The sequence below is a fragment of the Corynebacterium sp. HMSC074A01 genome (genome assembly GCF_001831515.1).
In the GTDB taxonomy this organism is placed as follows: domain Bacteria; phylum Actinomycetota; class Actinomycetes; order Mycobacteriales; family Mycobacteriaceae; genus Corynebacterium.
This window is the reverse complement of the sequence record NZ_KV825601.1, coordinates 81,724-96,666: the sequence shown is the minus strand read 5'-3', so window position 1 is coordinate 96,666 and position 14,943 is coordinate 81,724. Positions and strand designations below refer to the sequence as shown.

Annotated in this window: 15 protein-coding genes; 9 read left to right on the top strand and 6 right to left on the bottom strand. The window is 65.3% G+C overall.

All coding sequences use genetic code 11. The features are described from left to right. Positions 1-263 precede the first annotated feature (263 nt). Positions 264-866, bottom strand: a complete 603-nt coding sequence (locus HMPREF2550_RS02950; protein WP_070789591.1) for a superoxide dismutase — start codon at positions 864-866, stop codon at positions 264-266. 116 nt (positions 867-982) lie between these two features. On the opposite strand from HMPREF2550_RS02950, the gene msrA reads away from it, so the two are divergent. Beyond that, the gene (gene msrA, locus HMPREF2550_RS02945) at positions 983-1,624 is read left to right on the top strand and encodes a peptide-methionine (S)-S-oxide reductase MsrA (RefSeq protein ID WP_070789589.1); all 642 of its coding nucleotides are present in this window, start codon (positions 983-985) and stop codon (positions 1,622-1,624) included. Here the strand turns inward: msrA and HMPREF2550_RS02940 are convergent. After that, positions 1,621-3,465: an alpha/beta-hydrolase family protein gene (locus tag HMPREF2550_RS02940; RefSeq protein WP_083319754.1), complete on the bottom strand. Its 1,845-nt coding sequence runs from the start codon at positions 3,463-3,465 to the stop codon at positions 1,621-1,623. The two genes, msrA and HMPREF2550_RS02940, sit on opposite strands and share 4 nt — an antisense overlap. A 65-nt stretch (positions 3,466-3,530) precedes the next feature. On the opposite strand from HMPREF2550_RS02940, the gene HMPREF2550_RS02935 reads away from it, so the two are divergent. From HMPREF2550_RS02935 to HMPREF2550_RS02905, 7 genes are all read left to right on the top strand, one after another. After that, complete coding sequence (locus tag HMPREF2550_RS02935; RefSeq protein ID WP_246819730.1) at positions 3,531-4,298, top strand: glycerophosphodiester phosphodiesterase family protein; 768 nt, start codon at positions 3,531-3,533, stop codon at positions 4,296-4,298. Then, positions 4,298-5,002 carry a glycerophosphodiester phosphodiesterase gene (locus tag HMPREF2550_RS02930; protein WP_070789588.1) on the top strand — a complete coding sequence of 235 codons (705 nt, stop codon included), beginning with the start codon at positions 4,298-4,300 and terminating at the stop codon, positions 5,000-5,002. The genes HMPREF2550_RS02935 and HMPREF2550_RS02930 overlap by 1 nt, the downstream gene beginning before the upstream one ends. Next, positions 4,983-5,897, top strand: a complete 915-nt coding sequence (locus tag HMPREF2550_RS02925) for a DUF5926 family protein (protein ID WP_070789586.1) — start codon at positions 4,983-4,985, stop codon at positions 5,895-5,897. The genes HMPREF2550_RS02930 and HMPREF2550_RS02925 overlap by 20 nt, the downstream gene beginning before the upstream one ends. Before the next feature lie 91 nt (positions 5,898-5,988). Beyond that, complete coding sequence (locus HMPREF2550_RS02920) at positions 5,989-6,954, top strand: carbohydrate ABC transporter permease (protein WP_070762904.1); 966 nt, start codon at positions 5,989-5,991, stop codon at positions 6,952-6,954. Continuing rightward, positions 6,955-7,902 (top strand): carbohydrate ABC transporter permease, encoded by a 948-nt coding sequence (locus HMPREF2550_RS02915; protein ID WP_070789584.1) that lies wholly within the window; start codon positions 6,955-6,957, stop codon positions 7,900-7,902. A 54-nt stretch (positions 7,903-7,956) separates the two neighbouring features. Beyond that, entirely contained in the window at positions 7,957-9,279 is a 1,323-nt protein-coding gene (locus HMPREF2550_RS02910) for an ABC transporter substrate-binding protein (protein ID WP_070789582.1), read from the top strand. Positions 9,280-9,299: 20 nt separating this feature from the next. Continuing rightward, positions 9,300-10,430 carry an ABC transporter ATP-binding protein gene (locus tag HMPREF2550_RS02905; protein WP_070789580.1) on the top strand — a complete coding sequence of 377 codons (1,131 nt, stop codon included), beginning with the start codon at positions 9,300-9,302 and terminating at the stop codon, positions 10,428-10,430. A 124-nt stretch (positions 10,431-10,554) separates the two neighbouring features. Here the strand turns inward: HMPREF2550_RS02905 and HMPREF2550_RS02900 are convergent, their stop codons facing one another. Together HMPREF2550_RS02900 and HMPREF2550_RS02895 are read right to left on the bottom strand one after the other, a co-directional pair. Next, positions 10,555-11,796, bottom strand: coding sequence for an LCP family protein (locus HMPREF2550_RS02900; RefSeq protein WP_070789578.1), 1,242 nt, complete (start codon positions 11,794-11,796; stop codon positions 10,555-10,557). An 81-nt stretch (positions 11,797-11,877) separates the two neighbouring features. Continuing rightward, positions 11,878-12,612 carry a CPBP family intramembrane glutamic endopeptidase gene (locus tag HMPREF2550_RS02895; protein ID WP_070789575.1) on the bottom strand — a complete coding sequence of 245 codons (735 nt, stop codon included), beginning with the start codon at positions 12,610-12,612 and terminating at the stop codon, positions 11,878-11,880. A gap of 17 nt (positions 12,613-12,629) precedes the next feature. Between HMPREF2550_RS02895 and pheA the strand changes: the two genes are divergently transcribed. Continuing rightward, the gene (gene pheA, locus HMPREF2550_RS02890; RefSeq protein WP_070789573.1) at positions 12,630-13,535 is read left to right on the top strand and encodes a prephenate dehydratase; all 906 of its coding nucleotides are present in this window, start codon (positions 12,630-12,632) and stop codon (positions 13,533-13,535) included. On the opposite strand, the gene HMPREF2550_RS02885 is transcribed toward pheA, so the two are convergent. Beyond that, positions 13,532-13,879, bottom strand: a complete 348-nt coding sequence (locus HMPREF2550_RS02885) for a metallopeptidase family protein (protein WP_070789571.1) — start codon at positions 13,877-13,879, stop codon at positions 13,532-13,534. The genes pheA and HMPREF2550_RS02885 overlap by 4 nt on opposite strands. Next, positions 13,879-14,928 (bottom strand): septum formation family protein, encoded by a 1,050-nt coding sequence (locus HMPREF2550_RS02880; RefSeq protein ID WP_070789570.1) that lies wholly within the window; start codon positions 14,926-14,928, stop codon positions 13,879-13,881. Before HMPREF2550_RS02880 ends, HMPREF2550_RS02885 begins: the two co-directional genes overlap by 1 nt. Positions 14,929-14,943: the final 15 nt, after the last annotated feature.

Below are 14,943 nucleotides of genomic sequence, written 5' to 3'. Positions count from 1 at the left end.
CATACCGTCCCATGGTTCTCCATTTCGGGCGGCGGCGCAACGACTTGAAAAGTTTTTCACCTAAACCCTTGCGCGATAAGGTGAGCCTAACCTAAAGTAATAGGCGGGTTCCTTACAGGACTCGTCGTGAATCTAGTGAACTACAACGCCCGCCGCATGCACCTCCTGATGCGGCGGGCGTTGTGTTTGCGCTGCGGGCCTTGGAGGCATAGAAAAACGCCCGCGCCACTGGCGCGGGCGTTTCACCCAGGTGTGATTAGGGCTTACTTGGACGCAGCGGCGTAGCGCTCGTTGACGTCGTCCCAGTTCACAACGTTCCACCAAGCCTTGACGTAGTCAGCCTTGACGTTCTTGTACTGGAGGTAGAAGGCGTGCTCCCACATGTCCAGCATGAGGACCGGGGTGAAGTCAACGGAGATGTTGCCCTGCTGGTCGGTCAGCTGCTGGATGATCAGGCGGCCAGCGATGTGGTCGTAGCCGAGCACAGCCCAGCCGGAGCCCTGCAGGCCGGTAGCGACGCCCGCGAACTGCTTCTGGAATGCCTCGAAGGAACCGAAGTCGCGGTCGATGGCCTCAGCGATCTCGCCGGTCGGGTTGCCACCAGCGTTCGGTGCCATGTTCTTCCAGAAGATGGAGTGGTTGGTGTGGCCACCCAGGTTGAACGCGAGGTTCTTGGACAGTGCGCGCAGCTTGTCCGGGTTAGCCTCGCCGTTGCGCTCTGCCTCGAGTGCCTCGAGCGCAGCGTTTGCGCCAGCAACGTAGGTTGCGTGGTGCTTGTCGTGGTGCAGCGTCATAATCTCTTCGGAGATGTGCGGCTCCAGTGCATCGTATGCGTACGGGAGATCCGGAAGCTCGTAAACAGCCATTGTGCTAAATCCTTTCGTCAGCTTGTGATGACGAAGCCCATAGTAGCCAAATCTTGATTTCCTGCAATGAAATTATCCGCGGAATATCCTTCCCGGACGTGTACGTTGTGGGAACTATGGGTTTTCTTTTTGCGCCAACACCACGCCTCCTCCCCGCCGAGCAGACCCTGCCCGGCCGCAGTGAGCCGATCCTTGCTGCGCCGCAGCCGCACGCCGTATTGGGCACCCCGATCACCGGCCCGTGGAGGCCAGGACAGCGCCGCCTGCGCCTGGGTATCGGCTGCTTCTGGGGCGTGGAAAAGATGTTCTGGGAGCTCGACGGCGTCGAGTCCACCTCGGTTGGCTACGGCGGCGGCGTGACCCCGAACCCCACCTACGGAGAAGTGTGCACCGGCAAAACCAACCACACGGAAGTCGTTGAGGTGGTCTACGACCCGGAAAAGATCAGCCTGAAGGAGCTGGTGCGCACCGCACTCGAGGCGCACGACCCGACGCAGGGCTACCGCCAGGGCAACGACACGGGCACACAGTACCGTTCCGCCTTCTACCCGGACACCGAGGAAGAGGCGGCCCAAATTCAACAGTGGTGCGACGCCTACGGCGCACAGCTGAGCCAGGCGGGCTACGGGGAGATGACCACCGAGGTCCGCGCTGGCGTGGACTACTACCTGGCCGAGGACGAGCACCAGCAGTACTTGTATAAGGTGCCAAACGGCTACTGCCCGCACCACTCCACCGGGGTGGCTTGCGGTATCTAGGCGCGCAGCTTGGTTGAGTCCGCGTGGATCCACCGGTTGACGCGTGCGAGCTCGCCTTGGGTGAGTCCGCCGTCGAGCACCTTGTTCCAGGCAGCGACTGTTTCCGCGTGGTAGTTGTGCCCGTGCGGGGCGTCGTACTCGTTCGAGCTGACCTGGTCGATGCCCACCTGCCAGAAGGTGACAAAAGGCCACCAGCGCAGCGTGTGCAACACATCCAAGTGCTGCGCCGCGGGGGCCGGTACGCCGCGAGAGCCGGGCTCTTTCAACCAGTCGGGGGCCCGCCACAGCAGCGCGGCGTCCCACCACACCACCGGATCGGAGGCGTGCTGCGCGAACACGGCGCGCGGGAGCTCCCACTCGGCGTCGTAGGCCTTGCCGGCGAAATCGTGCTCCAGGTGGTCCGGGTGCGCGATGAAGCGGAAGTGACGGCCACCGTCGACCACCGGCAAGCGCTGCGGGCTGCCCTGCTCGCGCCGCTGGGTCAGCGTGGTCAGCGTGCTGCAAAAACCCGGTGCCCCGGTAAACACACCACCCGAGGTACGCGACAAGAGCTGCTCCGGATCCTGGAACGCATCCGCGACCCCGTAGGCACCAAGGGACTCGCCGCCGACGTACAGCTTCGGCGGGGTGGGGGTGTCGAGGCGGGAGATGCGTTTCCGGATAGCGTCGATAAGCAGGCGCGAAGACTGCACCGCCGACTCACGATCCGCCAGGTAGGAGTACAGCGAGGGCACATACGAGTACTGCATCGCCACGATCGCGCTGTCGCCGCGGGCGACGAACTCGAAGCCCGAGGTGTGAAAGTCATTGATCCAGCCCGTGCCGGCCGATGACATCACGGCGATGTGCCCGCGCTCCCAGGCACCCGTGCGATCCATCTCGCGTAGCGCGGCCTCGGCCATCTCCTCGTAGCTGCGGCTGCGCTCGCCGTCGCGCAGCCCGATGAAGATGCGGATCGGCTCCTTGACCTCGTCCAAGGGTGCCTCGAGCACGCGCGCGATGTCGTGCGCGCGCGGCCCGCCCGACACCACGGCGCGGCCCTGCCTGCCCATCGTGCGCCACGGCTCCGCAGAGGCAGGTGAGCCGGAACGCTGCGGCTCGTGCGGCTGCGGCGCTCCGCTTAAGAACTCGCGGTTGAGCTCCTCGGCCTCCTTGTACACGGTGGACATAAAGTTGCGCACCACCAGCCGGTCCGCAAAAACGTAAGCGCCGCCCGCCACCGCGAGAATGGCCAGCGGCCAAGACGTCACCGGTGGAAGCTTGCGACCGAAGACCGCATTGACGCGGTCGACGGAAGCTTGCACGACCTCGCCCACAAGCAGCATCGCTCCGTAGCCAAGCGTGCCGAGCGAAAGACCAACGAGCGTTTCGCCCCTTTTGACCGGGTGCGGCGTGCTCACCAGTGTCTTCTGCTTCGCGTGTGCGCGGGCAGCGGATGCGTAGGCCGCCACAGTAAGCGCGCTCATGGCGATGCGCGCCGGGTTTGCGTTCTTGCCCCGCGGTCCGCTGGCTCCCACGGCCCGGGCGATGCTGCCTGCACCTGTGCCGAGCATATGGCCCACCGCCTGGCAGATCGCCACGTTCGCGGCCGTCGTCCACCACCGCCTGGGAAGCAGCGAGGGAGACACCGCGCCCCAGGTGGCGATTTCGGCGCCAACGACGCCGGAGCGGAAGGAATTCGGCAGGCGGCGCAGCCCGCGCATGCGCACGACGGGGGAGAGGTCAGCGAGCACCTCGACCGCCGCGAGCGGGGCGGCGAGCAGGCCGTGGTGGTCGAAACTGTAGCGGTCCCGGGCGCGTTGGATCGCACGGCGGGCGTCGAAAAGCTTGGCAACGCGCATGTACCGCATTATGGCAAAGTTTTACAAGTCGCGCGGGGCGTAAACCCGTTGTAGGTTTGGAGACTGTGAGCCAGACACACATCGTTGCGCACCGCGGATTCTCCGGCATGTACCCTGAGCTGACCAGGCGAGCGTTTGAAGAAGCGCTGAAACTTCCCATTCATGGCATTGAATGCGATGTGCGGCTGAGCCGCGACGGCAGGCTCGTGGTCTTCCACGACACAAATGTTTCGCGCACCACCAACGGACGTGGGCGCGTCGACTGCCTCGACTTTGCGCAGCTGCGCGAGCTCAACTGCGGCACCGAGGAAGATCCGCAACAGATCATGCTGCTCGAAGAACTGCTCGAGCTCATGCAGGACTACCCGGACAAGCACCTCTACATCGAGACGAAGCACCCCACCATCTACGGTCCCGAGGTGGACGAGCAGACCCTGCGTGCGTTGGCCTACGCCAAGCTGCTTGACGACGAGCGCATGCACATCATCTCCTTTTCCCACAAAGCCATTCGCTACTTCACCCGCATGGCGCCGCAGCTGGAGACCTATTACCTCTTCCGCCTGCGGGAGAAGAAGTGGAACCCGGGCAACGCGATGTTCTCGCGCCCCTACGGGGTGGGCCCGGCCATCCAGCACCTGCAAGCGAAGAAGCAGCTGCTGAGACTGCGCGGTTTGAAGACGTATACCTGGACGGTCAATACGCCGCGGCAGATGATGTGGTGCCTGGACAACAAGGTGGACGTGCTGGCCACCGACCTGCCGAATCTGGCGCTGGATACCTTTGCAAGGGCGCAATCTGTGCGTACGCAGACCCCGGCGACGGTGCAGGCCTGATGACCGGCATTATCGCCCATCGCGGCAACAATGGCGACACTCGTGAGAACACGCGCGGCGCGTTTGCGCAGTCGCTGGCGCTCGACATCGCGGGCGTTGAGTGCGACGTGAACATGACCAAAGACGGGCACGTGGTGATCATCCACGACCTGACTGTAGACCGCACCTCGAACGGCACGGGGGCCGTGGCCGAGCTGGAGCTTGCGCAGCTGCGCGAGCTGAATTTCGGCACGGAGGATTCCCCGGAGCAGATAATGCTGCTCGACGAGCTGCTAGAGCTCGTCGCCGCTCACCCGGGCAAGCGGGTGCTGATTGAGACCAAGCACCCCTCGCCCTTTGGCGCGCGGTTGGATGAGGCCGTAGCGGATATCGTGCGCGCCCGCGGGATGGATGACGGCGAGCAGGTGGCCTGCATCTCCTTTCACCCGGAGGCGATCGAGCGCTTCCGCACACTTTTGCCGCAAGTGCCCTCCTTCTTGCTCTGCGATCCCTCCGCTGAGCTGCCCACCGACCTTCGCGGCGCAACTGGCCTGGGCCCCTCGATTTCACAGGCGCAGCGCGAGTCGATGCGTGAGCCCGCATACGTGTGGACGGTGAACCAACCACGCGAGATGAACTGGTGCCTTACGCACGGAGTGGAGCTCATGGCAACAGACCTGCCGCAGCTTGCGGTAGATTTGTCGCATGGCAAAGAAGAAGCGTAAGAAGCAAGAAGATCTGCCCGAGGGCATGACCCGCCGCCAGGCGAAGCTGGCCGCGCGCGCCAAGGAGCGTGAGGCGCTGCAGAAGGACCCGCGTCCCTTTGGCGGGCTGGCTGCTGAGGCGGACTTGATCGCGATGCAGGAGTTCGTGCCGTCGGCAAGCGCAAAGCTTGAGGTTGATGGGACTGAAGTGACGCTGGTGACGGTGCTGCCTGGTGCGGGCGCGGCGCTTGTGCGCGAGGAGGCGCAGGGCGGCGAGCGCCTCGTGGCACTGCAGGCCGCGTCCCACTCGCAGAACCCGGGCCGCGACCTCGCCTTTGCCCTGCAGTGGGCGCTCAAGGCGAAGCCCGGCGAGTCGCTGCAATCCACCGCCGCGGATGGGAGCCAGCCGGAGCTTTCCTCGCTTATCGACGCGGCGTGGACCCCACAGGTGACCACCTACCCCGACTTCAACTGGTGGTTCGCCGAGGGCGAGGACGTCCCCGCGCAGCTGCGTCAGGCGATGACCCAGGCCAACGACGCGGTGTGGCCTTCCGCGCAGGTCGAGGCAGAGGTCCCGGGCGCTGTGTGGTGGGTCAACCCGGGTGGCGGTAAGGCGCACATCCGCTGGATCCGCACCGAGGACAACGAGGCCAAGATGCTCGCGGCGCTTGCTCGCATCGCCGCGAAGGGCGAGCTGGTGCTGGGCGAGGGCACGAAGTTTGCCGGTGCCTTCCGCACGCACGGCGTGGTCGTGCCCGTGTGGGACCTGGACCCGGAGGTCGCGCCGGAGTCCTACAAGGAGGCGCTGGAGACGCTGAACGCGAAGATCGAGGCGGAATACGCCAACGATGCGCAGCTCAACGCCGATGAGCGCAAGCAGCTGGACAACATCAAGTCCCGTCAGGTGACCATCTAGTCACGAGCGGGAGAGGAAATTCAACGGCAATTCTCTCAGAAACTACCTGCCGTATACCGAGGGTTTACCCAGCCCCCTTAGCCTCTCCCGTATGCAAACTTCACAGCAGCTAGGCGCGCGCATTCCCGCGGTCTCCGAAGTCCCGGAGGTGTCCGCGGACTTTGCGCGCACCCCGCGGAAGCGGAAGGTGGACTGGCGCCAGGTTGGGCTCGCGGCCCTGCTCATCGGGCCGAACCTTGCGCTGCTTATCCTGTTTACCTACCGTCCGCTGGTAGATAACATCCGCATCTCCTTCTACGACTGGAACATCTCCTCGCCCACGATGCAGTTCGTGGGCCTGCGCAACTACATTGACTGGTTCCAAGCATCGGATACCTCCCGCGTGGTGTTTAACACCTTCGTGTTTACGTTCTTCGCGGTCGTGGGCTCCATGGTGCTGGGCCTGGCGCTCGCGCTGTTGCTGGACCAGAAGCTGTTCGGGCGCTCGGCGGTGCGCTCCATGGTGTTTGCGCCCTACGTCATCGCCGGTGCCGCGATCGGTGTGGCCTTCCAATTCGTCTTCGACCCTAACTACGGGCTTATCCAGTACTTTCTGGGGCTGATCGGGGTGGAAGTGCCCAACTTCTACCAGCAGCAGAACTGGGCGCTGTTTATGATCACGGTGACGTATATCTGGAAGAACGTCGGCTACGTCTTCGTTATTTACCTCGCCGCGCTACAGGGGCGTCGCCGCGACTTGGATGAGGCCTCGGAGATCGACGGGACTCCGCCGGTCCGTCACTTCTTCCGCGTCGTGCTGCCGCAGCTGCGCGGAACCACCTTCTTCCTGCTGATCACGGTGCTGCTCAACTCCTTCCAGGTCTTCGACATCATCAACGTCATGACCGGCGGCGGGCCCTTCGGCTACGGCACCTCCACGATGGTGTTCCAGGTCTACCAGGAGACGTTCATTAACAACCGTGCGGGCTACGGTGCCGCGGTGGCCACCATCATGTTCCTGGTGGTGCTGGTCGTTACTGTGGCGCAGATCAAGCTGCAGGAAAGGATGGAGAAGTAGATGTCCGCAAAACAATCCATCCCCGCAGTCGCCAAGGTCCTGCCGCCGGTGCCCGGTACGCAGTCGGACGCCGAGCCGGTGATCACCGATGCCCAGCGCAAGCGCAAGGGTGAGCCGGTGGACCATACGAGCCCCGTGGTCAAAGCAATCGGCTACTTCGCGCTGGTGTGCACCGTGCTTTTGATCATGGTGCCGCTGTACTTCATCTTCATTACCAGCTTTAAGTCCTTCCAGGGCGTCTACTCGGACCCGATCACCTTCTGGCCCGACCCGTTCATGGCGGAGAACTACTCGTATGTGTGGCAGACCTCCGGCTTTGCCAGCTACCTGAAGAACTCGCTGATCATCACCCTGGTGCTCACCGTGGTTGAGGTCGTCCTCGGGGTGCTCTCGGCCTATGCCTTCGCGTTCCTGCGCTTCCCCGGCCGCAACCTGCTGTTCCTCCTGGTTATTGCCGCGCTGATGGTGCCCAACCAGATCACCATTATCTCGAACTACTCACTGGTGGCCTCGCTGGGCTGGCGCGATACCTACTCGGGCGTGATCATCCCGCTGGCCGGCGTGGCCTTCGGTGCCTTCCTCATGCGCAACCACTTCCAGTCGCTGCCGCCGGAGATTCTGGAGGCGGCGCGGATGGACGGTGCCGGATTCTTCACCACACTTTTCCGTGTCGTGCTGCCCATGTCCTGGCCCACGCTCTCCGCGTTCGTACTGATCACCGTGGTCAACGAGTGGAACCAGTACCTCTGGCCCTTCCTAATCACGGATACGACCGCGGCGGCCACGCTGCCGGTCGGCCTGACCCGCCTGCAAGATGCGGAGGGTGTGACCAACTGGGCCCCGGTCATGGCCGGCACCGTTTTGACCACGCTACCCATGCTCATCGTCTTCCTCCTGTTACAGAAGCCGATGATTAAGGGCCTGACCGCGGGCGCGGTCAAGGGCTGACCCCCTGACCCCGCACCACCGACCTCTTCACACACCACTTCAAGGAGTATTCCCATGTCTCGTAACACCAAGCGCTTCGCCGCTCTCGGCGCCGCACTGCTGACCACCATCACCCTGGCCGCCTGCGCTGGCGGCTCCACCACCGCGTCGAATGACTCCAACGGCGGCTCCGAGTCCGCTGAGTCCGGCGACGCGAACACCATTACCTTCTGGTCCAACCACCCCGGTTCGTCTAAGGACATGGAGGAAGAGCTCATCGCCGCGTTCGAGGAGGAGAACCCGGACCTGAAAGTGAAGCTGGTTACCGCAGGCTCCAACTACGAGGAGGTCGCACAGCGCTTCAACGCCGCCCTGGCCGGCGGCGACCTGCCGGACGTGGTGATCGCCTCCGACGTGACCTGGTTCAACTTCGCACTCAACGACGCGACCGCGCCGCTGGACGAGCTGTGGGAGATGAACAACATCGACGCCGATAGCTACGTCGACACCCTGCGTGAGGACTACACCTACAACGACAAGCACTACGGCGTGCCCTACTCCCGTTCCACCAACCTCATGTACTGGAACACCGATGACCTGGAGGCAGCCGGCCTACCTACCGACCGCGGCCCGGAGAGCTGGGAGGAGTTTGATGAGTGGGCCACCGCCATCAAGGACAAGCTGGACAAGCCCGCTGTGGTCGTGCCGGACGGCTCCAACTACCTGGACTGGTACTTCCAGGGCATGATCTGGGCCTTCGGCGGTTCCTACTCCGATGAGTGGGAGCCGAACTTCACCTCGCCGGAGTCCATCGAGGCTGGCAAGTTCCTGCAGGAGCAGGTCCAGGAAGGCCACATCGAGATCGCCACCGACCCGACCGTCGCCTTTGGCTCCGGCAAGGCTGCCGGGCTGCTTCAGTCCACCGGCTCCCTGGGCGGGCTGAACGAGACCGCGACCATCCCGTTCATCACCACCTACCTGCCGGGCCCCGGCCCGTCGGCAGCTACTGGCGGCGCGGGCCTGGCGGTACCGGCCGGCATTTCCGATGAGCGCAAGGCGAACGCCGTGAAGTTCATCGACTTCCTCACCAACACCGAAAACACCATCAAGTTTTCCCAGGCCACGGGCTACATGCCGGTGCGCAAGGACGCTCTGGAGGATCCGGAGGAGAAGAAGTTCCTGGAGGAGAACCCGAATGCCGAGACTGCAATCAAGCAGCTGAACGAGAACACCAAGCCGCAGGATTACGCCCGCGTCTTCGTACCGGGCGGCGGCCAGCGCATCGGCGGCGTGCTCGATCGCATCACCGTTGGCGGCCAGGACGTGGAGCAGGCCTTCGAGGATCTGCAGAAGGAAACCCAGGACGTGATCGACCGCGATATCACGCCGAAGCTGTAGTAAGGGACTGAAAGGACACCATGGCTACTGTTGAATTCCGCCAGGCCTCCAGGATCTATGATCCGGAAAAGCCCCCGGCGGTCAGCCGCCTCAACTTGGAGATCGCCGACGGCGAGTTCCTGGTACTCGTCGGGCCCTCCGGCTGCGGCAAGTCCACCACCCTGCGCATGCTCGCTGGCCTCGAGCCGGTGGACGAGGGGCAGGTGCTTATCGACGGCGCGGACGTGACCGAAACCCGCTCACGCGACCGCGACGTAGCCATGGTGTTCCAGTCCTACGCGCTCTACCCCAACATGACGGCGCGCCAGAACATGGCGTTCGCCCTGCAGAACGCGAAAACGGACAAGGCGACGATCGACGAGCGCGTCGCGTTCGCCGCGAAGATGCTCGAGCTCGAGGACCTGCTCGACCGCAAGCCCTCCGCCATGTCGGGCGGCCAGCGCCAGCGCGTGGCGATGGGGCGCGCGATCGTGCGCCAGCCGAAGGTCTTCCTTATGGACGAGCCGCTGTCCAACCTGGACGCGAAGCTGCGCGTGTCTACCCGCGCCCAGATCCTGCAGCTGCAGCGCGAGCTGCGCGCTACCACCGTCTACGTCACCCACGACCAGACCGAGGCGATGACCATGGGCGATCGCGTCTGCGTGCTGAACAACGGCATCATCCAGCAGGTCGATTCCCCGAAGACGCTCTACGAGAACCCCGGCAATACCTTCGTGGCCAGCTTCATCGGCTCGCCCGCCATGACGCTGATCGAGCAGGTGCCGGTTATCGACGGCCGCGTCGTCGGCGGCAAGGACCACGCGCTGGACTACCGGATGCCCGCAGACCAGATGGCGAAGGTGCAATCCGACCGAGTCATCGTGGGCGTGCGCCCGGAGAACTGGGAGATCATCGGCGTGAACCAGCCGGGCGAAGAGTACGGGATGCCGGTGGCCGTCGACATCGTGGAGCACTTAGGCTCCGAGCACTACGTGTACGGGCACCGCCAGGAGCAAGCCGACGAGAAGATCGCAGTGCGCGGCGACCGCATCACGGTCAAGGTGCCGCGCGGCATCACCGTGGACCAGGGCGACACGATCTACCTGCGCCCGATGGAGGGTGGCTGCGTCTTCTTCGCCCCGGACACGGAGATCAACTACGACTACCTGTAGGGGGAGAGTCGTCGGGTTCCTCCAGGACATCCCAGAAACCAGGGGTGTCCTCCGAGATCAGTTCAAGCACATCGGCACCGGTGAGTGGTTCCGGTTCCATCGCTCCTCCTTTCTGACTGAGTCTCTACCTCAACGAGGCGAAGAGCTCTTCAGCTGCGGCGTTGTCCCAGAGCACCACGTTGCCCACCTCGGTGTCCTGGAACCCGCCGAGCGGGATCGTCACCGCGTTGAGCCCGCTGCTCATGGCGAGCGGGATACGCGCGAGGTGCCAGATGTGGTCGCCTGTGCCCACCACGAACATGGTCGGCGCGGTCCACATGAGCGGCACGAGGCGGAAGGGGTTGACCAGCACTGCCGGCGAGGTGACCCGATCCAGCAGCGCGCTGAGGAACTCGCGCTGCCGCATCACGCGGTCCAGGTCGCCCTGGGCGGTGGCGCGGGTGCGCACGTAGCCCAGGCTGGTCGCGCCGTCCATCTTCTGGCATCCCGGCTGCACGTTGAGGTTGGCCAGCGGATCATCGATGGCTTCTGACACGCAGATCTCCACGCCGCCGACGGCGTCGACCACATTCGCCAGTCCGCCCATGCCGATTTCGGCGTAGCGGTCTACGCGCAGCCCTGTGTTTTCCTCCACCGTCTGGGCGAGTAGTGGCGCCCCGCCGAAGGCGAAGGCGGCGTTGATCTTGTCGTATCCGTAGCCGGGGATCGGCACGTACGAGTCGCGTGGGATGGAGATGAGTGTCGCTTCGCCGCGCAGAGGGATGTGCAGCAGCATGATCGTGTCGGTGCGGGTCGTGCCCAGGTCCCCGCCGGTGCCGAGCCTTTCCACGTCCTTCTCGCTCAGGCCCGTGCGCGAGTCGGAGCCGACCAAAAGCCAGTTCGTGCCGGCGGTGTTCGCGATTCGCTGTTCGGGGAGCGCTTGGGTGCGGGTGAGGCGGGCGTCGGTAAGCAGGGTGCCCGCGACGAGCAGCACCAGCAAGATCGCCAGGATGGTGGCGCAGCCAGGGGCTTTTGCTTTACGACGCCGCCGCGGCGTCGGACCCCGCTGACGCCGCCTTGATACCTGCGCCGGCACTGGCTCGGGTGCGGGCCGCGAGTACGTTGGTGTGCGGCGCGGCTGGTACTCGGGGAACTCCTGGCGCGGACGCGGGGGCCGCTGCGCAGGCTGGGGCCGTTCCACGCGCGTGAACTCGGGGACCTGGTGGGTGCGCTCCGGGCGCTCCGGGGCGTGGGGCTGGCTTGGGCGCTGGACCGGGCGGCGGCGGATCGGCCTGCCGTAGCGGTCGACCAGTGGCTTCCCGTCCTTGCCCATCACGTATTCCCCCGCGTGGTCGCGGGGGTCGTTGGAGCGCGGCGTCGAAGACATGCACTTAGTGTAACGGCTGTGGCGGATGTGGCCTACCTGTTCGTAGCGCCGCGCGCTGGGAGTTCGCCGGGAATGCTGCCGCTAGATCCCCAGCCGGGAGAGGTCGACAAGCGGGTAACCGATAAATGCCACAGCGTCGATGAGAAAGTGGGCGAGCACCAGCGCCCACACGGGCGCGATCCAGTCTGCGGCCGCGGACTCTTTGCCTTTGTTCCGCCACAGGAAGTAGGCGGCGAAGACCACGCCCATCACGATGTTGCCCAGGCCCGCGGAAATCCCCTGGTAGAGGTGGTAAGAGCCGCGCAGCGCCGAAGAGGCCGCTACCACCTGCCAGGGGTGGGCACCAAGCTGCAGAAGGCGGGTGACCAGGTAGGCCACCACCACGACCTCTTCGCCAAACCCGTTGGCGAAGGCCCAGATAAGCGAGGTCGGGATCTGCACCGCGTCGGTAGCGGGCACCACCACCTTCGACAAGCCCAGGTGGACCGCGGCCACGTAGAACGCCAGACCCGGCAACCCGATCACGGCGGCCAGCCCCGCCCCGTGCGCGAGATCCCTCCACTTCGGCCAGCACCAGCGGCTTCCCAGCAGAAACCAGGCGAGCGCGCCCCACGCCACCAGCGTGCCGGCAGAGGTGAGCTGCAGCGCCAGGTCTAGCCAGCTGACGGAGGAAGAGGGCTGCACCAGGGTGGTGGACTGCTCGTTTAAGGGGGCGGTGAGGTAGGCGTCGATAAGCTTGAGGCACGAGCGAAGCCCACTGGAACCGAAGGTGACGGCGAGCACGAGAATAATTTCGATGATGAGTCGGCGGCGCATGCGATAACTTTAAGCCCATGACCCGAATCGCGTATCTGGGACCGGCCGGCACCTTCACCGAGCAGGCGGTGCACGCCTTCAAATTGCCCGAAGCGGAGCTCGTGCCCGTGGACTCGCCCGCCGAGGCACTCGCCGCGGTCGCGGAAGGCCGCGCCGAGCGCGCCGTGATGGCGATTGAGAACTCCGTCGACGGGGCGGTGACCACCACCTCGGACGCGCTGCTGGCCACCCCGGGCGTCCAGATCTTCGCAGAGACCGAGCTCGAGATCGCCTTCGCAATCATGACGCGCCCAGGAGCCTCGCTTGCCGACGCCCACCGGTTTGCCACCCACCCCGTCGCCTACCAGCAGGTGAAGCGGTGGATGGGCGAGCACGCCCCGCAGGCGAGCTTCCAGGCGGCGACGTCAAACGCGGCCGCAGCTGCGCTCGTGGCCGAGGGCGGTGCCGATGTCGCAGCTGCCCCTGAGCGCGCCGCGGAGCTCTTCGGGCTCGAGGTGCATGCCCGCAACGTGGCGGACCTGGAGGCGGCGCGCACCCGCTTCGTGCTCGCCGGGCCTGTGGACACCCCACCGCAGCGCACGGGCAACGACCGCACCTCCATCGTCTTCCAGACCGTCAACGAGCCCGGCAGCCTGGTCGGCATCCTGCAGGAGTTCGCCTACCGCGGCGTGGACCTGTCGCGTATTGAGTCGCGCCCAACGCGCGAGGAGCCGAACACGTACAACTTCTTTGCCGACATCGTCGGCCACATTGACGACGCGCCCGTGGCCGAGGCGCTGCGCGGGGTCTACCTGCGGGCCTCGCGCATCCGCTTCCTCGGCTCCTGGCCGCGCGTGGTGGGGGAGCCCACGCCGGTGCGCGATGCCCGCATCGCGGCGGCCACGGATTGGGTCGAAGCCGTGCGCAGCGGGCGGGCGCGCTAACCCCAGCCGAGCTCGTGCAGCTCGTGTTCTTCCATGCCGAAGTAGTGGCCCACCTCGTGCAGTACCGTCACCTTGACCTCGTGGCGTAGCTCCTCCACCGTGGCGCACATCGCTTCGAGCGGTTCCTTGTAGATGAACACCGCATCAGGGAGGAAGCCGGTGTGGTTGGAGTGCTGCTCCGGCAGCGGCACGCCCTCGAACAGGCCGAGCAGGCCGGGCTGGTCCTCGTTGTAGTCGCGGGCCAAGATGACCATGTTGGTCATGTGCTGGGCAAAGGAGTCCGGGATGGTGTCGAGCGCGTCGTTGATCATCGCCTCGAACTCCTCGTTGGTCACCTCCACCATTACTGCGGGGCTTCCTCCGGTGCCGGCGGTGCCGGGGGCGCTGCTTCCGGTGCCGGCGGAGCCTGGTGCTCGCGCAGCGGGCGGCGCTTCGGGCGATCTGGTGGCGGGTTGCCGTCGATACGCAAGACCTCCTTGCCGCCCGTGGCGGTGCCGGTCAGCTCGGCGAACCCTCCCTCCGGCGAGGAGAAGACCAGCGCGCAGTTCACACTGTGCGAACCACCGTCCCACGCGGCCGGCTGCTGGGTGGTCCAGAAGGGCTGCAGCGAAATCTGGTACAGGTTCTCCTCGCTGCCCAGGTAGTCGTGGGCGGCCTTCGTACACACATCGCCCAGGTGCTTGTCCTGGTCCTCCACCGAAGGCGTGCCTTCCGGGAAGACAGGGGCCAAATCGACCTTGCTGGTGATCTCCATCTGGTGAGCGGCGGCGCAGTCCACGACGGACAGACTATTTGCCCCGTCGATAGCCACGCACTCGCCCGGCTCGAAGGTGCGGGCCTGGTCCTGCTCGGCCACGCGGCCGGTGGTCAGGATCGGCTCGCCGGTACGGTCGGTTTCCTGCAGCCCGCACAGCATTGTGCGATCCCCGGCCTCCCACGCGCTCGCCGGTGGCAGGATCGGGGCAATCGAGTAACGCCCGTGCGGGTCGTAGCGGCCCTCTAAGTAGCGGACGGTGGAGGCACCGCACAGCTCCTCGCGCAGTTGCGCTTGGCGCGTCGGGTTGGGCATCGGCGCGTTCTCGCCGAACTCGGAGGTGGGGTAGACCGCCAGGTCCTGGCGCGAGGCCACCTCGAAGCGGTGCTCGCCCGCGCAGTCGGTCTGCTCAAATCCGCTGATCGCCCCGCCTTCGCCTACGGTCCAGGTCAGGCAGGAACCCTGGTCGGCAGTGGTAAATGGGGCGGGAGCTGCATCGCCGTGCTGCGCCTGCTGGCCGCCTTCGGTGCCGTTGCCGCCAGCATCGGTGCCCGTGGTCATGGCGTACGAACCCATGCCGACCGTCCCGGCAAGCAGGGCGACGAAGAACGCGCGCACGGCGCTGGAATTGGAAGCCATGCCCCTATACTATTC